The 24945-nt window shown below is 63.2% G+C and carries 24 protein-coding genes and 1 riboswitch; of the genes, 11 read left to right on the forward strand and 13 right to left on the reverse strand.

What is annotated here, in order from left to right; genetic code table 11:
- Positions 1 to 45 precede the first annotated feature (45 nt).
- Positions 46 to 792, forward strand: a complete 747-nt coding sequence (locus IAE33_RS00195) for an SDR family oxidoreductase (RefSeq protein WP_201161618.1) — start codon at positions 46 to 48, stop codon at positions 790 to 792.
- Here the strand turns inward: IAE33_RS00195 and IAE33_RS00200 are convergent.
- The 4 genes from IAE33_RS00200 to IAE33_RS00215 form a co-directional block, all read right to left on the reverse strand.
- Positions 776 to 2392, reverse strand: coding sequence for an ATP-binding protein (locus IAE33_RS00200; RefSeq protein WP_442967325.1), 1617 nt, complete (start codon positions 2390 to 2392; stop codon positions 776 to 778). The genes IAE33_RS00195 and IAE33_RS00200 overlap by 17 nt on opposite strands.
- A gap of 511 nt (positions 2393 to 2903) precedes the next feature.
- Complete coding sequence (gene mapR / locus IAE33_RS00205; protein ID WP_201161620.1) at positions 2904 to 4313, reverse strand: GntR family transcriptional regulator MpaR; 1410 nt, start codon at positions 4311 to 4313, stop codon at positions 2904 to 2906.
- Between the two features lie 50 nt (positions 4314 to 4363).
- Entirely contained in the window at positions 4364 to 5767 is a 1404-nt protein-coding gene (gene ccoG / locus IAE33_RS00210; protein ID WP_201161621.1) for a cytochrome c oxidase accessory protein CcoG, read from the reverse strand.
- A 120-nt stretch (positions 5768 to 5887) separates the two neighbouring features.
- Positions 5888 to 6127: a DUF3203 family protein gene (locus tag IAE33_RS00215; RefSeq protein WP_201161622.1), complete on the reverse strand. Its 240-nt coding sequence runs from the start codon at positions 6125 to 6127 to the stop codon at positions 5888 to 5890.
- 169 nt (positions 6128 to 6296) lie between these two features.
- Between IAE33_RS00215 and IAE33_RS00220 the strand changes: the two genes are divergently transcribed.
- Positions 6297 to 6815: an MgtC/SapB family protein gene (locus IAE33_RS00220; RefSeq protein ID WP_028633854.1), complete on the forward strand. Its 519-nt coding sequence runs from the start codon at positions 6297 to 6299 to the stop codon at positions 6813 to 6815.
- A 534-nt stretch (positions 6816 to 7349) separates the two neighbouring features.
- Here the strand turns inward: IAE33_RS00220 and IAE33_RS00225 are convergent.
- Entirely contained in the window at positions 7350 to 8249 is a 900-nt protein-coding gene (locus tag IAE33_RS00225) for a hydroxymethylglutaryl-CoA lyase (protein WP_201161623.1), read from the reverse strand.
- Positions 8250 to 8266: 17 nt separating this feature from the next.
- A complete protein-coding gene (locus tag IAE33_RS00230; RefSeq protein WP_060481093.1) occupies positions 8267 to 8665 on the reverse strand; it encodes a MerR family transcriptional regulator in 399 nt (132 codons plus the stop codon).
- A gap of 192 nt (positions 8666 to 8857) precedes the next feature.
- Here IAE33_RS00230 and ggt point away from each other — a divergent pair, with 192 nt between their 5' ends.
- From ggt to sodC, 3 genes are all read left to right on the forward strand, one after another.
- A complete protein-coding gene (ggt, locus tag IAE33_RS00235) occupies positions 8858 to 10648 on the forward strand; it encodes a gamma-glutamyltransferase (protein ID WP_201161624.1) in 1791 nt (596 codons plus the stop codon).
- 66 nt (positions 10649 to 10714) lie between these two features.
- Complete coding sequence (locus tag IAE33_RS00240) at positions 10715 to 11596, forward strand: LysR substrate-binding domain-containing protein (RefSeq protein ID WP_201161625.1); 882 nt, start codon at positions 10715 to 10717, stop codon at positions 11594 to 11596.
- A gap of 102 nt (positions 11597 to 11698) precedes the next feature.
- The gene (gene sodC, locus IAE33_RS00245) at positions 11699 to 12214 is read left to right on the forward strand and encodes a superoxide dismutase family protein (RefSeq protein ID WP_060481090.1); all 516 of its coding nucleotides are present in this window, start codon (positions 11699 to 11701) and stop codon (positions 12212 to 12214) included.
- A 58-nt stretch (positions 12215 to 12272) separates the two neighbouring features.
- Here the strand turns inward: sodC and IAE33_RS00250 are convergent, their stop codons facing one another.
- The 3 genes from IAE33_RS00250 to IAE33_RS00260 all read right to left on the reverse strand — a co-directional run bounded on the left by IAE33_RS00250 (position 12273) and on the right by IAE33_RS00260 (position 15605).
- Complete coding sequence (locus tag IAE33_RS00250) at positions 12273 to 13109, reverse strand: bifunctional allantoicase/(S)-ureidoglycine aminohydrolase (protein WP_201161626.1); 837 nt, start codon at positions 13107 to 13109, stop codon at positions 12273 to 12275.
- Between the two features lie 106 nt (positions 13110 to 13215).
- On the reverse strand, positions 13216 to 14607 hold the full coding sequence (locus IAE33_RS00255; protein ID WP_201161627.1) for an LLM class flavin-dependent oxidoreductase: 1392 nt from the start codon (positions 14605 to 14607) through the stop codon (positions 13216 to 13218).
- Positions 14608 to 14624: 17 nt separating this feature from the next.
- Positions 14625 to 15605, reverse strand: a complete 981-nt coding sequence (locus tag IAE33_RS00260; RefSeq protein WP_201161628.1) for an aliphatic sulfonate ABC transporter substrate-binding protein — start codon at positions 15603 to 15605, stop codon at positions 14625 to 14627.
- A gap of 197 nt (positions 15606 to 15802) precedes the next feature.
- Between IAE33_RS00260 and IAE33_RS00265 the strand changes: the two genes are divergently transcribed.
- Positions 15803 to 16684: a hypothetical protein gene (locus IAE33_RS00265; protein ID WP_201161629.1), complete on the forward strand. Its 882-nt coding sequence runs from the start codon at positions 15803 to 15805 to the stop codon at positions 16682 to 16684.
- 96 nt (positions 16685 to 16780) lie between these two features.
- Positions 16781 to 17452, forward strand: coding sequence for a TetR/AcrR family transcriptional regulator (locus IAE33_RS00270; protein ID WP_060481085.1), 672 nt, complete (start codon positions 16781 to 16783; stop codon positions 17450 to 17452).
- 26 nt (positions 17453 to 17478) lie between these two features.
- On the opposite strand, the gene IAE33_RS00275 is transcribed toward IAE33_RS00270, so the two are convergent.
- Positions 17479 to 18486, reverse strand: coding sequence for a GlxA family transcriptional regulator (locus IAE33_RS00275; RefSeq protein ID WP_201161630.1), 1008 nt, complete (start codon positions 18484 to 18486; stop codon positions 17479 to 17481).
- Between the two features lie 160 nt (positions 18487 to 18646).
- Here IAE33_RS00275 and IAE33_RS00280 point away from each other — a divergent pair, with 160 nt between their 5' ends.
- From IAE33_RS00280 to IAE33_RS00295, 4 genes are all read left to right on the forward strand, one after another.
- Entirely contained in the window at positions 18647 to 19120 is a 474-nt protein-coding gene (locus IAE33_RS00280) for a hypothetical protein (RefSeq protein WP_028633866.1), read from the forward strand.
- A gap of 58 nt (positions 19121 to 19178) precedes the next feature.
- Complete coding sequence (locus tag IAE33_RS00285; protein ID WP_028633867.1) at positions 19179 to 19391, forward strand: PLD nuclease N-terminal domain-containing protein; 213 nt, start codon at positions 19179 to 19181, stop codon at positions 19389 to 19391.
- Positions 19392 to 19561: 170 nt separating this feature from the next.
- Positions 19562 to 19993, forward strand: a complete 432-nt coding sequence (locus IAE33_RS00290) for a RidA family protein (protein ID WP_201161631.1) — start codon at positions 19562 to 19564, stop codon at positions 19991 to 19993.
- A gap of 88 nt (positions 19994 to 20081) precedes the next feature.
- Positions 20082 to 20954, forward strand: a complete 873-nt coding sequence (locus tag IAE33_RS00295; RefSeq protein ID WP_201161632.1) for a DMT family transporter — start codon at positions 20082 to 20084, stop codon at positions 20952 to 20954.
- Here IAE33_RS00295 and IAE33_RS00300 read toward each other — a convergent pair.
- The 3 genes from IAE33_RS00300 to IAE33_RS00310 all read right to left on the reverse strand — a co-directional run bounded on the left by IAE33_RS00300 (position 20951) and on the right by IAE33_RS00310 (position 24511).
- Entirely contained in the window at positions 20951 to 21670 is a 720-nt protein-coding gene (locus tag IAE33_RS00300) for a TorF family putative porin (RefSeq protein WP_201161633.1), read from the reverse strand. The two genes, IAE33_RS00295 and IAE33_RS00300, sit on opposite strands and share 4 nt — an antisense overlap.
- Positions 21671 to 21787: 117 nt before the next feature.
- Positions 21788 to 22807, reverse strand: coding sequence for a branched-chain amino acid aminotransferase (locus IAE33_RS00305; protein ID WP_201161634.1), 1020 nt, complete (start codon positions 22805 to 22807; stop codon positions 21788 to 21790).
- A 126-nt stretch (positions 22808 to 22933) separates the two neighbouring features.
- Entirely contained in the window at positions 22934 to 24511 is a 1578-nt protein-coding gene (locus tag IAE33_RS00310) for an ATP-binding cassette domain-containing protein (protein ID WP_201161635.1), read from the reverse strand.
- 203 nt (positions 24512 to 24714) lie between these two features.
- Positions 24715 to 24925, forward strand: a riboswitch (cobalamin riboswitch).
- Positions 24926 to 24945: the final 20 nt, after the last annotated feature.

Below are 24945 nucleotides of genomic sequence, written 5' to 3' on the forward strand. Positions count from 1 at the left end.
GAAGCTTGAAGCTTGAAGCTTCCCGCTCAACCCTACGGTGATCCCATGGACAACGTCATCGTCATCACCGGCGCCAGCCGCGGCATAGGCGCTGCCACCGCACTGCTCGCCGCTCGGCACGGCTACCGCATCTGCATCAACTACCATGCCGACGACCAGGCCGCCGAAACCATCCTTGGCCAGGTCCTTGCCCTGGGCGCCAAGGCCATTGCCGTGCGTGCCGATGCCAGCGTCGAAGACGAAATCATCCAGCTGTTCAGGCGTGTCGACCATGAACTGGGCCCGGTCACCGCACTGGTCAACAATGCTGGCACCATTGCCCAGCAGAGCCGCGTGGAGGACATGTCTGAATTCCGCCTGCTCAAAATAATGAAAACCAACGTGGTCGGCCCCATGCTGTGTGCCAAGCACGCGGTCCTGCGCATGGCGCATCGCCATGGCGGGCACGGGGGCGCGATCGTCAATGTGTCGCCCATGGCAGCACGCCTGGGCTCCCCAAACGAATACGTGGATTACGCCACCTCCAAAGGTGCGCTGGACACCTTCACCATTGGCCTGGCCAAGGAACTCGCGGGGGAGGGGGTAAGGGTTAACGGGGTTAGGCCGGGTTATATACACACCGGCTTTCACGCGCTGTCTGGCGACCCCGAGCGGGTCAGCAAACTTGAGCACAGCCTGCCCATGGGCCGCGGTGGGCAGCCTGAGGAGGTTGCTGAGGCAATCCTCTGGCTGCTGTCAGACAAGGCCTCCTACTCGACAGGCACTTTCGTGGACCTCAGTGGCGGCCGCTGATTGGCCCCCGGTCTGCCAACAGCAGCCCGACCTGTTCGCTGAGCGCCGTCAGGGCGAAGGGTTTGCACAATATGGCGCCGCGCTGCGAAGGCGCAAGGCTGACCTGCTCGCTGGTGTAGCCTGTAATGTACAGCACGGCTGCGTCACCGGGCATCGCCATCGCCAGCTGCTTACCGTCTACGCCGCCGGGCAAGCCGATGTCGGTAATCAGCAAGGCTGGCTGCAGCCCACCCTGCAGGGCGGCTAGCGCATCCCGCCCGCTGGAATAGGTATAGACCGTGTGCCCCTGGTGATCGAGCAATTCCTCGATCACCAGGCGCAACGTGTGCTCGTCCTCCACCAACATGATGAGGTGGTTAGGCGCAGGGCAGTGGGATTGCGCAGGTTCCGGCGTAACCGCCATTGCCAGGGTGGCCTCGTTGTCCTTGGGCAGGTAGATGTCGATGCAGGTGCCTGACCCCACCACACTCTTGATGTTCATCTGGCCGCCAGACTGGCGGATGAAGCCATACACCATCGACAGCCCAAGCCCAGAACCCTGGCCCAGCGGCTTGGTGGTGAAAAACGGCTCCAGGGCGTGTTCGAGCACTTCGCTAGACATCCCGATACCACTGTCGCTGACCCGTATCTGCACGTAATCGCCGGTGGGTAGGTGCAGGCGTTGGGCTTGCAGTGCATCGACCGCCGTATTGGTGCTGCGGATGGACAACCGGCCACCCAGCGGCATGGCATCGCGGGCGTTGATGCACAGGTTGAGCAACGCGTTTTCCAACTGAGGCGGGTCGATGGAGATCAACCACTGATCGGGGCAGGTGCTGTCCTCGAAATCGATGTTGGCGTGCAGCGAGCTTTTGATCAGGTCATGCATGCCAACGACCAGTTGGTGCACGTCCACAGGTTGCGGCATGAGGGTTTGCTGGCGTGCAAAGGTCAGCAGCCGTTGCACAAGGGCCGCGGCGCGTTGGGTGTCCTGCCTGGCCAGGCCGATGAGCCGCGAGGCGTCGGGGTAACGGCCTTCATCCTGACGCTGTGCGGCAATTTCCAGCGCGCCGGTAATACTGCCCAGCAAGTTGTTGAAATCATGGGAAATACCCCCGGTCAACTGGCCGACTGCCTCAAGCTTTTGTGAATGGCGCAGGGTTTCTTCGACCTGGCGCAGGCGCGCCTGCTCGGCAACGCGCTCGGTGATGTCATAGGCAAATAAAAAACCGCCCTGGATGGCGTTGTCGGCGTCACGCAGCGGGTTGTAGCGCACCTCGTAATGGCGCTGGGCGTCGGGCTGCCCTATGGCCACCGTGTCGACGAACGATTCGCCGGCGAGAATCCTCGGCCACAACAGTTTCAACCGGCTGATGATGTCAGGCTGATGGGCAAGAAAGCGCGGGATATGTTCACCGACCTTGGGCACCACGCCGCGCCAGCGCATGAAGGTCTCCTGCGCCGTGCGGTTGATGGCCAACAGCCGGAAGGTCCGGTCCGCAGCAAACACGTTGGCGACACTGTGGTCCACCAACTCACCCAGCAATTTGCTGTTGGCCTGCGCCCTGCCGACTTTCTGGGCCAGCTCCTTGTTGAGCGCCTGTAATTGGTCAACCGCCATCTGCTCGCCTGGTGTGCCGGTGAAAATCACCAGCACGCGCTTGCTGCAGGCAGGCTCCAGGCGGTGCACCGACAGGTTGAGCCAGCGGTCCGACACGGCAAGCCGCTCCACGAAGCGCACAGACTGGCCGGACCGGGCCACTTCTGCAAAATGAGGTAGCCAACTGTCCACCTCGTCGGGGATGGTTTCGCGGGCCGTCAGGCCAAGGTGCTTGGGGTGATTGGTGTGGCGCACGCACGCTTCGTTGGCCAGCACGTGCCGGTAGTCGTAGTACTGGCCGCGTTCATCCTCCAGCAGTTCGAGCACACAGAGGCCTTCGTCCATGTTGCCGGCAAGGGCGTCGAAGCTGGCAGCCTTGAGCCTGAGTTGCTCATTTTCGGCCTCCAGTGTGTGCAGCCTTGCTTGCAGCTGCTCCATACAGCCCATGGCGTTATCTGCTGGCATGCTAAGTGTCCGGCCGGTTAAGTCAGACAACTATAGCTGGCCGCCACCCCACCATGGGCTGCCTGTATCAAAACGAGGCGATGATGCGGCCCAGGGTGGCCATGGCCTGCTCGGCATCGTCACCCCAGGCGCTGCCGTAGTTCAGGCGTATGCAGTTGCCGAAGCGCCGTGTGGGCGAGAATATCGGCCCTGGCGCAATGCTGATGCCTTGGGCCAGGGCCATGTGGAACAGCTTCAGTGCGTCTATCTGCTCAGGCAGTTCCAGCCACAGGAAATACCCGCCTGCCGGCTGGCTGACCCGCGTCTGGGCTGGGAAGTAGCGCCCAATGGCTGCCAGCATGCTGGCTTGCTGGCCCTCCAGTGCGTAGCGCAGCTTGCGCAGGTGACGGTCGTAGCCGCCATGCTGCAGGTAATCGGCAATCGCCGCCTGGGCAGGCATCGAGGCGCACAGCGAGGTCATCAGTTTCAGCCGCTCGATCTTCTGCGCGAAGCGGCCGGCTGCCACCCAGCCGATGCGGTAGCCCGGGGCCAGGCTTTTGGCGAACGACCCGCAGTGCATGACCAGGCCCTGAGTGTCGAAGGACTTGGCCGGCTTAGGTGCCTGCTGTGCGTAGTAGAGTTCTGCGTAGACATCGTCCTCGATCAGCGGTACCTGGTGGCGGGTAATCAGTTCCACCAACGCCTGCTTCTTGGCCTCCGGCATGCTGGCACCTACCGGGTTCTGAAAGATGGTCATGCACCACACCGCCTTGACCGGGTGTTTTTCCAAGGTCTGGGCCAAGATCCCGAGGTCCATGCCCTCACGCGGGTGCACCGGGATTTCCACCGCTTTGAGCTTTAGCCGCTCCAGCACCTGCAGGCAGGCGTAGAAGGCGGGGGCTTCGATGGCGACCAGGTCACCCGGCTGGGTGACTGCCTGCAGGCACAAATTCAGGGCTTCCAGGGCGCCATTGGTGATCAGCAGCTCTTCCATGGGCAGCATCAGGCCGCCGACCATGTAGCGCAGGGCGATCTGCCGGCGCAATTGCGGGTTGCCCGGTGACAGGTCGGTCACCACCATGCGCGGGTCCATGCTGCGGCTGGCGCTGGCCAGTGAGCGTGACAGACGTTGCAGCGGGAACAGTTCGGGGCTTGGGAACGCCGACCCGAACGGCACGGTGTGCGGGTCCTTGATCGAATCGAGGATCGAGAACACCAGCCCACTGACGTCCACGTCGGTGGACTCGCTGGCCGGTTGCAATGCCTGCGGCTCGTTGAACTGCCGCGGGGCGTGGGCGTTGACGAAGTAACCGGAGCGCGGCCGGGCACGAATCAGCCCGCGGCGCTCCAGCAGGTAATAAGCCTGGAACACCGTGGAGGGGCTTACCCCGTGGGTCTGGCTGGCATAGCGTACCGAAGGGACGCGCTGGCCGGGGCCCAATACCCCGGAGCGGATCAGTTCGGCAATATCGTCGGCGAAGCGTTCGTAACGTTTCATTCTGGCCTTCTGTCGAAGCCTGGCAGGCAAGGTGATATCAGTTTAAGGGATCAACGGTTCATGGGGGCGACGAAGCGGCTGTGGGCCACGCTGTTGATGGCGGGGTCGTCCTGGTCGCTGATTTCGAACGCCAGCGGCTGCGAGCTACTGACGGGGCGGTCGGCGAGCATTGCTACCGACACCGGCAGCTCGCTCATGTCCCCCGCAGCGACCGTGAACAGGGTCTTGCCCTGCAGGCTGAAACCATCGGCGTCCAGCAACTGCAAGCGGTAGTGCCCGGTGCGTTCGGTCTTGTTGATGATCTTCAACAGGTAGATGTTCTCGATCTGGCCCAGGGCGTTTTCGCGGAACAGGCCACGGTCCTTGATCACATCCAGCGACACCATCGGCCGCAGATACAAGGCCATCCCCAGCGCACCGAACATGACCAGCAGTGCCAGCGCATAACCGGCCAGGCGTGGGCGCAGCCAATGGGTGGTGCCGCCTTGCAGGCTGTGTTCGGACTTGTAGCCGATCAGCCCGCGCTCATAGCCCATCTTGTCCATGACACCGTCGCAGGCGTCAATGCACGCGGCGCAGCCGATGCAGGCCATTTGCAGGCCGTCACGGATATCGATGCCGGTGGGGCACACCTGCACGCACAGGGTGCAATCGATGCAATCACCCAGGCCCTGGGCGTGGGCGTTGCTGCCTTTCTTGCGCGGGCCGCGGCTTTCCCCACGGCGGGGGTCGTAGGCCACCGCCAGCGTGTCCTTGTCGAACATCACGCTCTGGAACCGCGCGTACGGGCACATGTGCAGGCACACCGCCTCGCTCAGAAGGCCAGCATTGATGTAGGTGGCGGCAGTGAAGAACAGCACCCAGAACAGCGCCACGCCGCCCAGTTGCAGGGTCAGCAGCTCTGCCGCCAGTGGGCGTATCGGGGTGAAGTAGCCGACGAAGGTCAGGCCGGTGACCAGGCCGATCGCAAGCCACAGGCTGTGCTTGGCCAACCGGCGTACCAGCTTGTTGGCGCTCCACGGCGCTGCAGCCAGTTTGATGCGCTGGCTACGGTCGCCCTCGGTGACCTTTTCGCACCACATGAACAGCCAGGTCCATGTGCTTTGCGGGCAACTGTAGCCGCACCACACGCGCCCTGCGTAAACGGTAATGGCAAACAGCCCGAACGCGCAGATGATCAACAACGCGGACAGCAGGATGAAGTCCTGAGGCCAGAACGTGGCACCAAAGATGTGGAACTTGCTGTTGCCCAGGTCCCACAGCACAGCCTGGCGCCCGTTCCACTGGAGCCAGGCTGTACCGAAGAACAGCAGAAACAGCGCCCCGGCAAAGCCGATGCGCAGGTTTCGAAAAACGCCGCTGAAGCTGCGGGTATGGATACCGGCCTCAATGGGCCTTGCTTGCAGCTTGGCTGGAACTACCGCGATCTCTGCATAAGGGATTCTATCGTTCATGGCTCCGTGCTCATCAGGCCTCGATCAGGCATGAGCACTATGGCCCTGAGGCTGTTATCGGCACAGGCTCAGATTTTTAGATAAAAACCATATCAGATACCCAGCCATGAGCTGCAGGCCTCAGATTATCGAGCCTGGAGCGGTGGTCTTCAGATGCCTGCGGCTATCGACCGCACCTGCAACGGTGAGGGCGTCGGCCTCCGCTTCGGTGATCGGCACACGGTGATCTGCCAGGGTCGCAACGGACATGCGCAGGCGCTCGTCGGTGATGATTTCAATGTCAGGGCCTTGGGCCTCCAGCCGCACGCCGTCCGAGACGAGCAGGCAGCGCTGGGTTTCGGGGTTGGTTTCAACAGGCATGGGATGTCCTCCTTGGTAGGTGATCGGTGGACCTCCAGCGCAGGCGGGTTACTGCAACTACCCGCCGGCCGGCACTTTGTGCCCTGCTTCACGGTCCACACTGCACTGGCTGGCTCGCGCAGAGGCGGCCGCCGTCCAACAAAACGCTATCAGTGAGGGCACACGCGACGTGGAGATTATCTGGCAGGCAATCATGATCGAATTTGCCGATGTCACTGACGCGCGTGAGGTGACACGCATTTTAGTGCGCCTGTTGATGGCAGCGCTGTTGGGCGCCGTGCTGGGGTTCGAGCGTGAGCACAGGGGCAAGTCGGCGGGGGTGCGTACGCACATGCTGGTTTCTCTGGGCGCCGCATTGTTCGTTCTGGCACCGAGCATGGCGGGCGCTGACGAGCAGGCCATGAGCCGGGTCATCCAGGGGATAGTCGCGGGCATTGGTTTTCTGGGCGCGGGTACCATCCTGAAGGGCAACGGCCGTGACACCAGCCACGTCAAGGGCCTGACCACGGCTGCGGGGCTGTGGATGACAGCGGCGATTGGCACGGCTGCCGGCATGGGGCGGGAGGCCACAGCGCTGATCAGCACGGTGCTGGCATTACTGGTACTGGGGTCGATGCCGGTGCTGGTAGAAAAAGCCGAGGGGCAGGATGAGGAGAAACGCGAGGAGGAGGAGGGCAGGAAGCACTGAGGGGAGCCGAAGCTCCCCTCAAAGCGTTGTTGCCTGCTCTTTGTTTCTTATTATTGGGACCGGCCTGTTGTTGTTTTTGTCAGCCTGCCCTGGTGGAGCGGGTGGCCCCCACCCGGGGCCAAGAGCAAACGTATTTTTTTGAGCGCTGACCTGCTTTCATCATTGCTGATACGAACCTGGCTGCGGCTACCTGAAAGTAGTTTTATTGTTCTGTGCCAGACCGCGGGGGCGTGCCCCGAAAAGCCTATCGACTCCAAAAAGATCTGCTTGCTACGCCTCTGCCGTGTTGTTCTTGTTATGTCAGAGCCGTTACCTGTTGTTCTTATTGATCGCTGCTTTGTTGTTCTTGTTGTACGAAAGATATAGCAGGGTGCGTGCCAACTTTTAAAAAGCTTTATAAATCAATGGTTTGAAAATATGGGCCTGAGCTGGCAGCACAAAATGCTGTCGAGATGTTTCCCTGATACCCGCTTTTTCACGTCACCTGCACAGGCCGGTAACACTCGACGCACACCTGCGTGACACCTTGATGAATCACTGCGCACTGCGGGCGCGTGCCACCCGCGAGCCATTCTGCCGTCCGAGGATGCCACTGATGCGCTCACCCGCTGCAACCAGGCGGCCCAGATCGATGCCGGTGTCGATACCCAACCCCTGCAGCAGGTAGACCACATCTTCTGTGGCCACATTGCCGGTAGCGCCCTTGGCATAGGGGCAGCCACCCAAGCCCGCTACCGAGCTGTCGAATACGCTGATACCTTCCAGCAGGCTGGCATAGACATTGGCCAGGGCCTGGCCACAGGTGTCGTGGAAATGCCCGGCCAGCCGATCGCGGGGCACTTGCGCCGACACCACCTCGAACAGCCGCCGGGTATCGCCTGCTGTGCCGGTGCCAATGGTGTCGCCCAGCGAAACCTCGTAACAGCCCATGTCGTACAAGGCCTTGGCAACGGGCGCTACCTGCTCGGCCAGGACCTTCCCTTCATAGGGGCAGCCAAGCACGCATGAAACATAACCACGTACCCTGATGCCCTGAGCCCGGGCAGCCTCCATGATCGGCTCGAAGCGTTTCAGGCTGTCACTGATGGAGCAGTTGATGTTGCGCTGCGAAAACGCTTCGGAGGCGGCAGCGAACACCGCCACCTCCCTGACACCCGCAGCAACCGCATCTTCGAAGCCCCGCAGGTTCGGTGCCAGGGCCGCATAGGTGACACCCGCGCGTTGGCCGATGGCGGCAAACACCTCGGCCGAGCCTGCCATCTGGGGTACCCATTTTGGCGACACGAAGCTTCCCACTTCGATGTAGCTCAGGCCCGCATCGGTGAGGTCGTCCACCAGCCTGACCTTGTCTGCGACGCTAATGGGCTGCGCTTCGTTCTGCAGCCCGTCACGGGGGCCTACTTCAACCAGTCGGGCGTATTGGGGCAATGGCATGGCGGGGTTCCTGTGGGTCAATGGCTGGCGTTGTTGTCGAGCGTGGTGGCCAGCGCTTGCTCGCAGCGCTCCTGGGCGGTGTCCAGCTCAAGCTGCATCTGATGGATATCGAGCATCTGCTGCTCCAGCTGCGCGCGGCGTTCGGCGATTTTGGCCAGCATGCTGGTGAGCTGCTTGAGGTTGCCGCCCGACGGGTCGTACAGCTCGATCAGTTCACGGCACTCGGCGAGGGAAAACCCGATGCGCTTGCCGCGCAGGATGAGCTTGAGGCTGACCTTGTCACGTGCCGAATAGATGCGTTCAAGGCCCCGTCGCTCCGGGCGCAGCAGGCCCTGTTCCTCATAAAAGCGGATGGCGCGGGTTGTGATATCCAGCTCGCGGGACAGGTCGGAGATGCTGTAGGTCTGGGTACTCATGCGGTGACTCTGGATGGGGTACGGGGTAATCCTGAAGGCAGGTTGACGTTTACGTCAAGTGCAAGCGAAGGGTCTGTGGTTGGCAGGGTTGAGATAGCCGCGGTTTTGTTCGGACTGCGTGAGGCCTGTATCCTCTGCGCTTTTGCCAAAGGGGGCTTGGCTGGCTTGGGGCCCCGCGCAGGAGGCGACTACGTGAAACCTGGAACCCCGTTGATCGGCACGCTGTGCCTGCTCCTGGCGTCTGCACCAACGTGCGCCGATCAGGTGCTGCCTGCACCACCGGAGCTCAGCTCCGGCTACCGCGGCGGCCTGCAACCGGTCACCGCGAGCAAGCACATGGCGGCGGCTGCCAACCCGCTTGCCAGTGAGGCAGGGCGGGCGATACTGCGTGCAGGTGGCAGCGCCATCGATGCTGCAATTGCCATGCAAATGGTGCTGACTCTGGTCGAGCCTCAATCCAGTGGCATTGGCGGTGGCGCGTTCATCCTGTACTGGGATGGCCAACAGGTGCAGGCGTTCGACGGCCGCGAAACAGCGCCGGCAGCGGTGAGCGAGACGCTGTTCCTCGGCCCTGATGGCACGCCCATGCCGTTCCGCGAGGCGCAGATCGGTGGCCGTGCCGTCGGCGTGCCGGGTGTGCTGCGGGCCTTGGAACTGGCCCATGCCCAGCATGGCAAGCTGCCTTGGCGCGCGCTGTTCGCGCCAGCCATTACCTTGGCCCGCGACGGTTTCCCGGTATCGGAACGGCTGCACACGCTGTTGGCCGGCGACCCCTATATTGCCCACTCACCGGCCATGGCCCGCTACTTCCTCGATGAGCATGGGCGGCCGCTGGCGGTCGGGACCCTGCTGCGCAACCCAGAGCTGGCGCACACCCTGGAGCAGATCGCCGAGCAAGGAGCCGGTGCGTTCTACCAGGGCGACATTGCCCAAGCCATCGTCACAACTGTGCAGGCACACTCCAATGCGGGCTACCTGACACTGCAGGACCTGCAGCACTACCAGGCCAAGCAGCGCGAGCCGGTGTGTGGCCCCTACAAGGCGTGGCGTATCTGCGGCATGCCACCGCCGTCTTCAGGTGGGGTAGCGGTGCTGCAGACCTTGGGCATCCTCGACGCGCTGCAAACAACATCGTCAGCCAATGACCTAGCCCGCCTGCCACCGCAGCCTGTGCCGTCCGCTGCCCAATTGGAGGCAACGCCCCGCGCGGTGCACCTGATCGCCGAAGCTGAGCGCCTGGCCTATGCCGACCGCGCGCAATACCTGGCCGATAGCGATTACGTACCGGTACCGGTGAAGGCCATGACCGACCCTGCCTACCTGAGCCGCCGTGCGGCGCTGGTGGGGGAGTACAGCATGAAGCGGGCCCGCCCGGGGCAGCCTCAGGGCGCCAGCCTGGCACTGGCGCCTGACCGTTCACCGCTGCGCATCTCCACCTCGCACGTCAGCGCTGTCGATGACCGTGGTCAGGCCCTGGCCATGACGACGTCGGTTGAGGCGGCGTTCGGTTCACACCTGATGGTCAAAGGGTTCTTGCTGAACAATCACCTTACCGACTTTTCATTCATCGCCCAGGAGCAGGGCAGGCCAGTGGCCAACCGTGTGCAACCCGGCAAGCGGCCATTGTCAGCCATGGCGCCGACGCTGGTGTTCGCGCGCGGCAGCGGCGAATGGGTGGCAAGCCTTGGCTCACCTGGCGGTTCGCAGATCATCGGCTACGTGAGCAAGGCCCTGATCGGCCTGCTGGACTGGAAGCTGAACCCGCAAGAGGCTGCCGGCCTGCCCAACTTCGGCAGCCGTAATGCGGGCACTGAAGTGGAGGCCGGCCTGACCAGCCCGGCGCTGATACGGCAACTGGCGGCCTGGGGGCACGACGTGACGCCCATGGCGATGACCAGCGGGTTGCAGATCATCCAGCGCAGCGCAGCGGGCTGGGTGGGCGGTGCGGACCCGCGACGCGAAGGGGTTGCGGTCGGTGACTGAGTGCTTTGCAGGCTTTGGGCGAGCGTGCTAGAACGCAGCCTCTGCATTTGGGAAATGAATGTCACCATGACCGTCGGCGCCAAATCGAATACAGCCTTGTTCGACCTCGACCTGCTGCGCGCCATCGTGGTGGTGGCCGATTGCGGCAGTTTCACCACGGCGGCCACACGGCTGCACTCCACCCAGTCGACCATCAGCCAGAAGGTGCGGCGCCTGGAGGATATGGTCGGGTACCGCTTGCTGGTGCGTGGCAACCGCGACGTGCTGCCCACTGACGCCGGGCAGACGCTGCTGGGCTATGCCCGGCACATGTTGGCCCTGAATGACCAGATGCTCGAAGCCCTGGCCGGCGCCCTGGTCGGCACCACGGTGCGCTTGGGCGTGCCCGAGGACTTTGTCGGCGGGCGCACCACCAACGCCTTGTCGGCCTTCAGCCGCCAGCACCCGCAGGTGAAGCTGGAGGTGACCAGCGGCTTGTGCCGCGACCTGAGCCAGGCCTACGACAACGGCGAACTGGACCTGATGCTGCTCAAGCAGCGGCGGGGCACCCGTGAAGGCATCGCCTCCTGGCCAGAACGCCTGCAGTGGATAGACAGCGCACGGCAACCTGCTTTCGAGCTGGACCCGGTGCCACTGGTGACGTTCCCGCCACGCGGCCTGTACCGCGAGGACATGATCAACGCCATCGAGAGCACTGGCAGGCGCTGGCGCATCAGCTTCACCAGCTCAAGCCTCAGTGGTATCCAGGCAGCGGTGGCCGATGGCATGGGCATCAGCCTGCTGCCACCCCGGGCGGCCACGGCTGACCACCAGATTCTCGGCGCCGGGCAAGGGCTGCCAGAGATAGACAGCTATGAAATCGTCATCGTCCACCGGCCGGCAGCGGACACCATGGTCAAGGCATTGGCCGGTGTGCTGCAGCAGTTGCTGGCAGGTGGCAGCCTCTAACAAGTGTTTCAGGCTGTGGCAGGATGGAATGACTGGCATGGGGCGTAGTCCCATGCTTTACGTGGGTACGACGCCCGCCCTTTTCAGCCAAGGAGAACCCCTATGAAAGCAGCTGTATTCGCCGCATTGCTGGCCACTACCGGCCTTGCCCAGGCCGCGCAGACGGTGGAGCTGAAGCTCGCTGGCCCCGACGGCCCAGGCAAGTCGATCGGCACCATCAGCATCGAGCAGAACAAGTATGGCACCTTGCTCACGCCTGATCTGAAAGACCTGCCGCCTGGCGTGCACGGTTTCCACCTGCATCAAAATGCATCCTGCGCGCCGTCTGAAGACGCCGGCAAGACCGTACCGGCGGGGGCTGCCGGTGGGCACTGGGACCCAGACAAGACCAATGCACACAAAGGCCCGTACGATGACAGCGGCCACCGCGGTGACTTGCCTGCCCTTTATGTAGGTGCAGATGGCAAGGCGACCTACCCGGTACTGGCGCCGCGCCTGAAGGCAGAGGACTTCAAAGGCCATGCCTTGATGGTGCATGCCGGCGGCGACAACCACAGTGACCACCCTGAGAAGCTGGGTGGCGGTGGTGCGCGGATGGCGTGCGGGGTCGTTCAGTAACCCCGCCGCCAAACGGGCGCTTCTCGCGCAGTCGGGGCCGGCAAGCGGCCCCGATGCCTCAGCGCTTGGGGTTCAGCGTCAGGTGGACGTGGCGGTTCACGTCCTTGTACAGCAGGTAGCTGAAGTTACCTGGGCCACCGGCATAGCAGGCTTGCGGGCAGAAAGCGCGCAGCCACATGAAGTCGCCAGCTTCCACCTCGACCCAGTCCTGGTTCAGGCGGTAAACCGCCTTGCCTTCCAGCACGTACAGGCCATGTTCCATCACATGGGTTTCGGCGAACGGGATCACGCCGCCTGGCTGGAAGGTAACGATGTTCACGTGCATGTCATGGCGCATGTCGGCCATGTCCACAAAGCGCGTGGTGATCCAGCGGCCTTCGGTGCCGGGCATTTCAATGACGGTGGCGTTGTCACTGTGGGTCACGAACGATTCAGGCACGTCCAGGCCTTCCACCTTCTGGTAGTGCTTGCGCAGCCAGTGGAATGTGACATTGGCCTCGCTGTTGTTGCGCAGGCTCCATTCGGCACCCGGGGCCAGGAATGCATACCCGCCCGGCAGCAGGGTGTGGTGCTTGCCTTCCACGGTGATGTCCAGTTCACCTTCGACGATGAACACCACGGCTTCTGCGTTGGCGTCCAGTTCAGGCCGCTCGCTGCCGCCTTCCGGTGCAACTTCGACGATGTACTGGGAGAAGGTTTCGGCAAAACCGGTCAAAGGCCTGGCGATGACCCACATGCGCATCTTGTCCCAGAACGGCAGGTGGCTGGTGACGATGTCACGCATTACGCCTTTGGGGATTACAGCATAGGCTTCGGTGAACATGGCACGGTCAGTCAGCAGCTCGGTTTGAGCCGGGTGCCCACCGTGGGGGGCAAAGTAGGTGTGTTTCGACATGGACGATCTCGACTTGTTGTTCTATCCCCATGCCGTGAACCGCACCGGCCGGTGCGGCGCAGGGGACGTGGCGACAGAATAGGGGCGAGCCGGGCGCATCCACAAATTAAATGTTGGAATACCCGGTATTTGCTGGCTGAATACCGGTGCGCTGCCCCGCGTGCTGGCCGGGCAGCCTGTCACCGTTGCCGAACAGCTTGTTGCGCAACGTACCGTCGGCATATTGCAGCGGATAGCGGCCGCGCCGCTGCAACTCCGGCACCAGCAGCTCCACAACGTAGGTCAGGTCGTCTGGCTGCACGGCATAGGTCAGGTTGAAACCATCGATACCGGTCTGGTCCATCCAGTGCTCCAGCTGGTCGGCCACCTCTGCCGGCGTGCCGAGCAGTACCGGGCCGCGCCCACCCAGGCCAATGAACCGTGCCGCTTCCGCAACCGTCCAGCGGCGCTCGGGGTCGGCCGCCGTGAAGGCCGCCAGCGCCGCACGGCCGGCGTCGTTTTCCACATATTCTATGGGCGCGTCAGGGTCCAGGCCTGCGAAATCGATGCCCGTCCACCCGGACAGCAGCGCCAGCGCAGCATCCAGGTCCACGTACCGGCGGTATTCATCGAAACGGGCTTGGGCCTCGTCGTGGGTGGGCGCAACGATCAGCAGCGCCTGGGCGTAGATCAGCACCTGATCACGGCCACGACCCACCGCCGCACCGGCCTGGCGCACGCCTTCGGCGTAGCGGCGCAGCACCGTCGGCGTCGGCCCGCTGATGAACACGCATTCGGCATGCCGCGCTGCAAATTGCTGACCGCGTGCCGACGCACCGGCCTGGAACAGAACCGGTGTACGCTGTGGCGATGGCTGGCACAGGTGCATGCCTGGCACCTGGAAGTGCTCCCCTGCATGTTCAATGGGGTGCACGCGCGAGGGGTCGATATATCGGCCGCTTTCACGGTCCAGCACCACGGCATCATCCTCCCAACTTTTTTCCCACAGCTTGTACAGCACCTCAAGGTACTCTTCAGCCAGGTCATAGCGTTCATCGTGCCCCAATTGCCTGGGCAGCCCCAGGTTGCGGGCGGCGCTGTCCAGGTAGCCGGTCACGATGTTCCACCCCACGCGCCCATTGCTCAGGTGGTCGAGCGTGGACATGCGCCGTGCGAACGGGTAGGGGTGTTCATAAGTGAGGGAGAAGGTCACGCCAAAGCCCAGGTGCTCGGTAACGCCGGCCATGGCAGGCACCAGCAGTAACGGGTCATTCACCGGCACTTGCACGCCACCGCGCAACGCCGCATCCGCGCTGCCTTGGTAGACATCGTAGATACCCAGCACGTCGGCGATGAACAGCGCATCGAACAAGCCCTTTTCCAGCAGCCGGGCCAGGTCGGTCCAGTAGCTCAGTTGGTTGAAAGCCACGCTGGTATTGCGCGGGTGGCGCCACAGGCCGGGGGATTGATGGCTGGCGGCATTCATGCTGAACGCATTGAAGCGGATAGGGCGGGGCATGGCAGGCAGGCTCCGGTTCAAGGCAGCACGGAAGCGGGATAGACGGCATCGGCCACCTGCAACTTGCGCGGGATCAGGCCAAGCCCCTGGAAGGTATCCGCCAGCTTCTGCTGTTCGGCAACGATCTGTGGGGTGATGGGCACGGCATTGTAGTTGCGCCGTTCGCTGGCCACCTCCAGCACGCTGGCGCTGATACCCAGCTGTGGCGCCAGCAAGGCCGCGACGTCGGCCGGCTTGGTATTGGCCCACTGGCTGACCTTGGCCAGCTCGGTGAAGAACGTTTTGAGCAAGGCGCGGTTCTGGTCGGCAAATGGGGCAGTGGCGAGGTAGAAGGTGCGGTTGTTGGACAGGCCGGTGCCATCACGCAGGTTTTTCAGGCCGGGCTGGCTTTCGGCGGCAGCCAGGAACGGGTCCCACAGTGTCGCCGCCTGTACGCTACCTGATTGCAGCGCCGCCACAGCATCGGCGGCGTTGTTGACGTAGGCGGGTGTGATGTCCTGGTAGTTCAGGCCGGCCTGCTCCAAGGCGACAGCCAGCAGGTATTGGGCGTTCCAGCCGCGGCCGGTGGCAACGCGCTTGCCCTTGAGGTCTTGCACCTTGGTCAGCTGGTCCTGTTCGCGCACCACCAGGCCGATGCCACGTGGGTAAGGCTGCTCGGCAGCCAGGTAGACCACCGGCTTGCCGGCAGCCTGGGCGAATACCGAGGGGGCATCCGCTGCATGGCCGAGGTCGATGGCGCCTGTGCTAAGGGCTTCGAGCAACTGTGGGCCGGCGGCGAACTCATGCCAGCTCACTGTAACGCCTTGGGGTGCCAGGGCTTTTTCCAGTGCGCCACTGCCTTTGAGAATGTTGATGCTGTTGAACTTCTGATAGCCGATACGCATGGTTTTGGCCTCATCGGCCACGGCTGACGAGGTGGAGAGCAGGGCGCTGGCAAGGCCTGCCAGCAGACCGCCCACCAATAGGCGGCGCAGGGGTGAAAAAACGCGATTGGGCATGGCAGGTCTCCTGGGGCGAGGGGTAGTGAATGCCTTCAAACCTAAGCAGCCAATCACAAACTTTCAATTTTTATATTTCTAATGGCTATATCATTTTGTTATTTATATATCCTTTTGTTTTGTGATGATCGTCCTTCGCTCGACATTTTTTTCACATCTGGTTGGTAGCATCACGCGCAGAATAATGGAGCCCCTGTATGCCGCTGACCCTGCGCAAGCGCAGCACCCGCCTGGCTTTTGCCGCCACCTCTGGCTTGGTGATCGCCACCCTCGGCTTTTTTGCCTGGCAAAGTTTCTACCCCGTACAAGCCGCACCTGGCTGGGATGTAGACGTGCTGCATACGGATGTCGCCAAGGCGGCATCGCTGTTGCCCCAGGCCGACGGCAGCCTGCTGGTCAGCCGTGAACTGGATGACGGCCGCGGCAGCATCTTGCGGATCACCGCCGACGGCGAGCGCAAAGTGCTTATCGATAAATTGTCCAAACCGGACGGTATGGTCGCCGCGAGAGGTGGCTGGGTGTTCAGCCAGGAAGGAGGGCTTGCGCCGGTCAGCCTGGCCCGTAACGGCCAGGTAACGCCGTTGTTCGACGGCATCGCCGTACAGGGCCTGTGGAATGAGGGTGACCACCTGTACGCTGTTGAAGACCGCAAGGGCGATGGCCGCCTGATGCGCTATGACTGGCGTAACGGGCAAGTCGATGTGCTGCGCTCGGGTTTGACCGAAGCCGAGGGCCTTACTCGGTGCGACGGTCGCCTGTTGTACACCCAAAAAGCCGATGGCCGGGTGAGGGCATTGTCCAGCGATGGCAAAGACCCGGTCGTGGTCGAGGGCCTTAGCAACCCCACCTTCCTGTACTGCGACCAGCGTGGCCTGTGGATCAGCGAAGACAACACCCATCGGGCCCGGCTGCTGCGCATTCGCCCCGATGGCACGCAGCAGACCGTGCTGTCGTTCCTCAAGGCGCCCCAGTCCATCGTGGCCGACGGCAAAGGGGGTTATCTGCTCGCCGAAGGTGGGCGCAACCGCGTACTGCACCTTGCACCGCCCGCCGAGCCCACCCAGGCCGCCCACCAGTGATGGCAGGCGGCAGCCCTGCGACCAACGCCACGCTTCCCTGCACCGCCCGGCTCACGGATAATCCGCGCACATTCCAATAAAGAGCCTGTGAGTGGTATGAGTGATTCCGTAGTCAGCCCCGGCCCGCACGAACAAGAACGGGGGCGCCGCACGCGCAAGAACAACCCCGAAAAAACCCGTGAGGACATCCTGCAGGCCGCCATCATCGAGTTTGTCCAGCAGGGCCTGGCTGGGGCACGGGTGGATGCCATTGCCGAGCGCACCGCAACCTCCAAGCGCATGATCTACTACTACTTCGGCAGCAAGGAGCAGCTGTATTGCGAGTGCCTGGTCAAGCTGTATGGCGACATTCGCAAGACCGAGCAAAGCCTGGACCTGGAATCGTTGCCGGCCGAGCAGGCCATCCGCCGGCTGGTGGAGTTCACCTTCGATCACCATGACCGCAATGTCGACTTCGTGCGGATCATCTGCACCGAAAACATCCATTACGGTGAATACGTCAAGCAGTCACCGGTCATTCGCGAAATGAGTAGCCTGGTGCTGCAGGCGCTGGGCAACACCTTGCAGCGGGGCGTGCAGGAAGGCGTGTTCCGCGCAGGCATTCAGGTTATCGACCTGCACATGCTGATGAGCGCGTTCTGCTTCTACCGGGTGTCCAACCGGCATACCTTCGGTGAAATCTTCCAGATCGACCTGCTGGACGACGACATCAAGCAGCGCCACAAGGCGATGATCTGCGACGCAGTATTGGGGTACATCCGCGCCTGAGCCGGCCCACCTGTGCAATGGGGTGCTCAGTCCCCCAGCCGCTGTTCACGTGAAGGCGGGTAGCCAAAATACGCTGCGTAGCATTTGCTGAAGTGGGACACCGACACAAAGCCACAGGCCACGGCCACCTCCATCACCGAGAGGTCGGAATACTGCAGCAGCCGGCGGCTCTTGGTGATGCGCAGCTCCATGTAGTACCGCCGTGGTGACGTCCCCAGCTGCGCCTGGAACAGCCGGTCGATCTGCCGCCGCGAGCGGCCGCTGTAGGCCGCCAGCTGGTCGAGGCTGAGGGTTTCCTCCAGGTTGTTTTCCATCAGCTCGACAATGGTGCGCAGGTGCAGGCTCATCGATTTTTTCGCGCCTGGGCCAACCTGCCTGTAGCGGGCGCCCGAGAACGACAGGATCTCCTCTACACCCTCGGCGAGGCCGTCACCGTACAGCCTGCGCACCAGGCCCAGCATCAGTTCCATGGCCCCATTGGGGCTGGCGGCGCTGAGGCGGTCGCGGTCGAGCGTGAAGCTGGCCGGGGTGATGCGTGTCTGCGGGCTGCGTTCCGACAGGCTGGCGCGTTGTTCGGGGTGGATACTGCAACCATAATCGTCCAGCACCCCGGCGCGGCCGAGAAACCAGGCGCCGTTCCACAGGCCGCCAAGGGCCATGCCCTGGCTGGCGCAGTCGTCCAGCAGGCGGTCCAGCTCCGGGTATTTCAGGGGGGTGCGCAGGCCGCCGCAGATCACCAGCAGGTCCAGGTGTTTGAGTGCCTGGGGCGACAGTTCGGTGGCCACCAGTTCCAGCCCCAGGTCACTGAGTACCCGGTCACCGTCGAGGGACAGCGGGGTGAACTGGAAGCTGTCAGCGCGCAGCAGGTTGGCCGTGACCAGCACGTCCATGGCCACGGTGAAGCTGGCCATGGAGAAGTGTTCGAGCAGGACGAAATCAACCCGGTAGGGTGTCAGCGCGCTGGCGCTGGCAGACTTCAGCCTCAGCATGTTGCTGGTACTGGTCTTCTTGCTGAACTGACGTGCTGTGGCCACTCTGGACTCCGCTTGCTGGCTGGCCCGCTGAGTGTGGCCGGTGCCCCGGCGAAAGACAATCGCCTGGGTGGGCGTGTCTATGTGCAGGTCGCGTACAGGCACGCTGTCTGGCGGCACGCATTGTGGTTATGCTGGCGTCCCCGCCACTGAGGACGCCCTCATGAAATACGCCGTTGCCCTTCTGTTTTGTCTGTTACCGCTGTGGGCGCAGGCTGCCGAGCCGGGCAGCAAGCTGGCACCCTGGACCTTGCTGGACCAATATGACCGCCCGTACACCCTGGATGCTGACACCCGCATCCTGCTGGTGGCGCGTGACATGGACGGCGCCAAGCTGGTCAAGGCCGCCATGGCTGAGCTGCCCAAGGGGTATCTGGAGGCCCGGCACGCAGTCTTCGTGGCGGATATCCAGCGCATGCCAGCCCTGATCAGCAAGCTGTTCGCCGTCCCCGCAATGCGCGATTACACTTACCGTGTACTGCTTGACCGAGAGGGGCAGGTAGCCAGCCGATACCAGGGTGAGGCAGGGCAGGTGCAGTGGTTGCAACTGGACCGCGGCACATGGGTCAGCCAACGCAGCTTCGCCGACGCGCAAGCATTGCGCTCGGCACTTGAGCAGGCACAGGCCACACAATGAACGGAACCCTGAGCCCTCGGCGTGCACCAATACAGTAAGTGCCATTGGGAGGATGCTCATGGAAATCGGAACAATGTGGTTCTTCGTCGCAATCTTCGTGGTCCTGCTGGAGACGTGGGCCATCTGGCACATCATCGGCAGCGACCGACGCGCAGAGCGCAAGATGCTCTGGGTGATCGTTGTAGTGTGGTTGCCTGTGCTGGGCCTTCTGGCCTGGGCGGTACGCGGGCCACGCGCCGTCAAGGGGCGTTCGGTGCTTGAGGAGAAGTAGTCAGCATCTGGTAGCGCGCCCCTGTTCAAACACTGAACGCTGTGATTGCCGCCCGTGCCAAGGCAAAGTGTCCTAGCACGGGCGCTTTCGTTTGGGCACGATCAGGCTTGACCTTAAGCGAGCTTGAGGTCTGATACTCCCGGCTCACATCAAATGACCGAGGGCGCACCGTGACTCACCCAGCTACCGTTGTTCTGAGCAATCCCCAAGGCCTCTACGACCCAACTGGCAATGGCTACTCCCATGTTGCGCAAGTGCCTGCGGGCAGCCGCTTGCTGTTCATTGCAGGCCAAGGGGGCGAAAGCGCGGAGGGGGTATTGTCAGCCAATTTCCAGGACCAGGCGCGGCAGGCGCTGGCCAATCTGGAACTGGCACTCGCATCCGGTGGCGCCGGCTGGGGGCAGGTGTGCAAGCTGACCTTGCTGATCGTCGACCACTGCCAGGAGCGCCTGGCTGAGTGGGTGGCAGAAGCGGACCGGGCGTGGGGTACGGCCATGAAGCCAACCTGCACGTTGATCCCCGTGCCGCGGCTTGCCCTGGATGGCATGCTGATTGAGATCGATGCGGTGGCAGTAGCGCCAGCCTCCTCCCAAGGTAGGTAGCGGCACCGTCATACTCTGCGGTATACCCCTCTGCAGAAGCCAGCTGCCGCTGGCATGACCGCAAACCGTTCTCAGAGGTGGCCACACCATGGGTTCAGGCACTACCACGCGCCCGGGCGACCAGATCGTAGCCTGGCTCGGGCCAGCACTGTTCAGCCTGGTGGCATTTGCCGCCAATTCCGTGCTTTGCCGCCTCGCGTTGAAGGGCGGGGCAGCCGACCCCGTGAGCTTCACCGTCATCCGCCTGGTCGGCGGTGCCTTGTTTCTGTTACTGCTGACCCGTCTGCGCAAGCCCGCCCTGAGCCTGGGTGGCAGCTGGCGTGGGGCGCTCGCGCTGTTCCTGTACGCCTTTCTGTTCTCTGCTGCCTATGTGCAGCTCAGTGCCGGCGCTGGCGCGCTGCTGCTGTTTGGCGCCGTGCAAATCACCATGTTCGGCTTTGCCTGGTACAGGGGTGAGCGGATAACGCTGCGGGTGCTGACCGGTATGGCATTGGCCTTCGCGGGGCTGCTGGTGTTGTTGTTGCCTGGTGCGGCGGCGCCAGGGTTGTCCAGTGCCTTGTTGATGGCGCTTGCAGGGGTGGCCTGGGGCATCTACACCTTGCTGGGCAAAGGCTCACCACGGCCATTGGCTGACACCGCAGGCAACTTCGTGCGCAGCTTGGCCTGCCTGGTGCTGCTGGCCCCGATGCTGTGGATGGGCAATGGCCTGCAATTGTCGCTGGCGGGTTTTGGCTACGGGCTCGCTTCTGGCGCCATTGCGTCGGGGGCGGGCTATGCGGTGTGGTACAGCGTGGTACGGCGGATCAGTGCGCAGCAGGCCGCCACCCTGCAACTCAGCGTGCCGGTTATCGCGGCCTTGGGCGGGGTATTGCTGGTCGGCGAGCCGTTGTCCCTGCGCTTGGCGCTGGCTTGCGCAGTCGTGCTCGGCGGCATCGCCCTGGCCCTGAGCCCGCGCCGCTAGAAGAAACTGCGCTGCGCTTTGAGCGTGACCACGCTTTCGCAGTAGGTATTGATGCCGGCATAGGCATCACAACCGCCACCGTTGAGGTTGGAATTGCTGTAGATCAGGTTGAGATCGATGCCAAGCCAGGGGCGGGAGAGCTCCAGGGACCAGTCGGAAAACGCGCTCACCTGGCTGCCGTCACCAATGGTGAAGGGTGTTCCCAACTGATGGTGGGCCAGTTTTACGGTCAGGTCGGCGTTCAGCAGGGGGATCTGCCCGAAATCAGCGAACAGGGTGCCGGTACGGTTGCTGGGGTTGTCGCGCAGCGCCCCGCCGAAACGGCTGCCCAGAACCGAAATGCCGCCATACAAGGCGTGGCTGTCGGCGCCCGCGATGTTGGGTTGGCTGTAATGGATCAGGCCCACTTCGTAGCCCAGGGTGCTGTCGAAGTGGTGCTTGTAGCCGATGTAGCTGTCCAGGCGCAGGGTGGAGCCGGGCGCTACGCCCATGCTGGGTGCGTACTGGCCGATGTACCAGCCATTGGCATGGCTGAGGTCCAGCCCGCCATGAAAGGCGCCGGTGGCGCTGGGGGAGATCAGCCCTTGGGCCATGCTGCGCGAGGGTGTGGTACCGAGCGTGAAGTTGAAGTCGCCCAGTTCACGTTTCATCTGCTGGGCCATTAGCGCCGGGCTGAACAGCAATGCAGCGCCTAGCAACAGAAGGGGCCTGGTCATGGTCTTCGTCCTGGGAGGCTTGCGTTGGAGCGGCCAAGGATACCTGCACGGGGCGTGCAGGAAAACCGTTGTGAAGCGGTGCTGCTGCGCAGCCCTGGCAGGCTGCGCAGCCGCGGATCAAGCGACTTTGACGATCCAGCCTGCAGGGGCTTCCACGTCACCGCTCTGGATGCCGGTCAGCTCGTTGTAGAGCTTCTGGGTAACCGGGCCGACCTTCTCCAGGTCGTGGAACACATGCAGCTTGCCGTTGTACTCGATGCCGCCGATGGGGGTGATCACCGCAGCGGTACCGCAGGCGCCGGCTTCGACGAAACGGTCCAGGTTGCTGATCTCCACATCGCCTTCGACCACCGTCAGGCCCAGGCGCGATTGCGCCAGTTCCATCAGCGACAGGCGGGTGATGCCAGGCAGTACCGAGGCCGATTTCGGGGTGACGAATTCGTTGTTGTCGGTAATGCCGAAGAAGTTGGCAGAACCCACTTCCTCGATTTTGCTGTGGGTCAGCGGGTCGAGGTAGATGGCATCGGCGAAGTTTGCCTTTTTGGCTTCCGCGCCAGGTTGCAGGCTGGCCGCGTAGTTGCCGCCGACCTTGGCTGCGCCGGTGCCTTGGGGGGCCGCACGGTCGAAGCTGGAAATCTGGAAGTTGTGCGGCTTCATGCCACCTTTGAAGTACGAGCCCACCGGGATGGCGAACACCGAGAAGATGAATTCCGGTGCAGTGCGCACACCAATGTTGTCACCGGTGCCAATCACGAACGGGCGCAGGTAGAGCGCACCTTTGCCGTGGGGCGGCACGAACTTTTCATTGGCCTTGACCACCTGCTTGCAGGCCTCGATGAACACCTCGGTGGGTACATGGGGCATAAGCAGGCGCGCACAGCTGCGCTGCATGCGGGCGGCGTTCTGATCCGGGCGGAACAGGTTGATGGAGCCGTCCTTGCAGCGGTAGGCCTTGAGGCCTTCGAAGCACTGCTGGCCGTAGTGCAGGGCGGTGGAGCCTTCACTGATGTGCAGCACGTTGTCGTCGGTCAGGGTGCCTTTGTCCCACTCGCCATTGCGCCAGACAGACAGGTAGCGTTTGTCGGTCTTGATGTAGTCGAAGCCGAGCTTGTCCCAGTTAATGCTTTCGTTGCTCATGACACCCTCGTTGTCTTGCTAGTGCCCGATCGCTCGGGCTGCTGTTATATGCGCACCTCGCCACCATAATACATCCGCAGCGGATCGGGAACGGCCAGTCGGAAAATGCCGCGTTGTCGGCCGCCTCTACAGTTTCAGGTACTCATCCAGGGCCAGCTGCTCAAGCAAGATGGCATCGTGCGAAGCGATGATCAGGGCCCCGCGATACTGCCCGAGCATCGCCTGCACGGCCTCGAGCGAAGGGAGGTCCAGGTGGTTGCCGGGCTCGTCCAGCAACAACAGGTCCAGCGGCTGCTGGCGATAAAGGATCGCCGCCAGTGCGGCCTTCATGCGTTCACCTCCGCTGAGCAGGCTGCTGGGCAGGCCCACGCGGGTGGCGTCCAGGCCCAGTTGCGCCAGCCGGCTGCGCAGCTCGCCCTGGTCGAGTGCCGGGTTGGCCCGTTGCAGGTGTTGCAGCGCACTGTCGGTGGCGTAAAGCAGGGTGCAATGCTGGTCGAGCAGGGCGGCTTCGCCAGTGAGCACCAGGCTGCCCTCTGGTGAGGGCAGTTGCCCGTCGATCATGCGCAGCAGTGTGGACTTGCCGCTGCCGTTGGCCCCCACCAGGCCCAACCGCTGGCCTACCTGCATGCGCACTGTGACGGGCTGCTGGGTACCGTGGGGCAAGCGCAGGTCTTGCAGGGCCAGCACCTGCCGGCCGGCATGCCGCTGCGGGGTAGGGGTGTGTAAGTGGATGGCGCTGCACTGTTCGATATCACCCGCTGCTGTGCGGATTTCAGCCTGCATCGCCTGCTCGGCACTCAGGTGCTGGCGGCGCTGTTTGCCAAGCGTGGCCTGGCTCACCTGCTGGCGGCGGTCGACAATGATCTTGGCCTGGTTGGCAACCTTGGCGGTGCGCCCCGCCCGGGCCTGGGCCTTCTCAAGGTTTTCGCGCTGCTGCTGGCGGTCACGGGCCTGGCGAAGTTGTTGCCGTTTAAGGTGCGCCAGATGGTGCTCGGCGTGGGTTGCCTCGGCACTTTTCTGCGCGAGGTAGTGGTTGTAATCCCCGCCGTACGCCCGCAGGCCCAGGCTGGACAGCTCAAGGATACGCGCCATGTGCCCCAGCAATGTGCGGTCGTGGCTGATGACCAGCATGCCGCGGTCCCAGGCGTTGATCATGCCCAGCAGCTCGGCGCGCGCAGGGCCGTCGAGGTGGTTGCTGGGCTCGTCGAGTATCAGGTAGTCCGCGTCACTCAGCCAGGCCCCGATCAGCGCCACGCGCATGGCCTGGCCACCACTCAGGCAGCGCGCAGGCATGCGCCAGTCGAGCTGGCCCAGGCCATGGCGTTGCAGCAGTGCCTGCAACTGCTCGCGGACGCCCCAGCGCTCGCCCACGGTGTCGAAGTCTGCGGCATCTACGCTGCCTTGTTCGATGCGTTGAAGGGCTGCGATCACCGGGCCGACCTGGGCCAGGTCGGCAACAGTGGCACTGTGCTCGATTACCTGCTGGCCCAGCAGATGCACGTGGCCCTGGCGCTGGCAGGTACCGCTGCTGGGCGCGCGCTGGCCGGCCATTACCTGGGCAAGCAGGCTCTTGCCCACGCCATTGCGCCCGACCAGGCCGGTGCGGCTGCGGTCGAAAGTGGCGTTGAGGTTGTCGAACAACAGCCTGCCATCGGGCAAGGCCAGGGTGACGCTGTCGAGCGTCAGGATGGATGGGTCGGTCATGAGCAACTCCACGAATGCCGCGACATCTCCGGAGCGAACCGGAGGCTGAAGGCTGGCCGTCGGACAGACGGCGGCATCAATGGCGCATTGGACGAACACCTCGTGGCAGGGGAAAGGCCACCCTAGCGGAGAATCGGCAGAGGGTAAAGTGCATCGACACGCCAGCAACGGCTGGCAGTGGTTGACCACCTGCCAGCCACTGCGTAGCCTTGCCGGTTCGAGGTTCTTCGGCCAGACCGAAGCTAAGACGGGAACGCGGTTCAAGCCGCGGCTGCCCCCGCAACTGTAAGCACCTTACGGATCGACACAGCCACTGCGCCACTGCGCGGGAAGGCGTCATCCCCCCAGCCTGTTCGCATTGCAGAGCGCTGGAACGGTGCAAGCCAGGAGACCTGCCTCGACACGTTTTCGACTTTAAACCGGGCGGGGTGATC

It is taken from the genome of Pseudomonas sp. S60, assembly GCF_016647865.1.
In the GTDB taxonomy this organism is placed as follows: Bacteria; Pseudomonadota; Gammaproteobacteria; order Pseudomonadales; family Pseudomonadaceae; genus Aquipseudomonas; species Aquipseudomonas parafulva.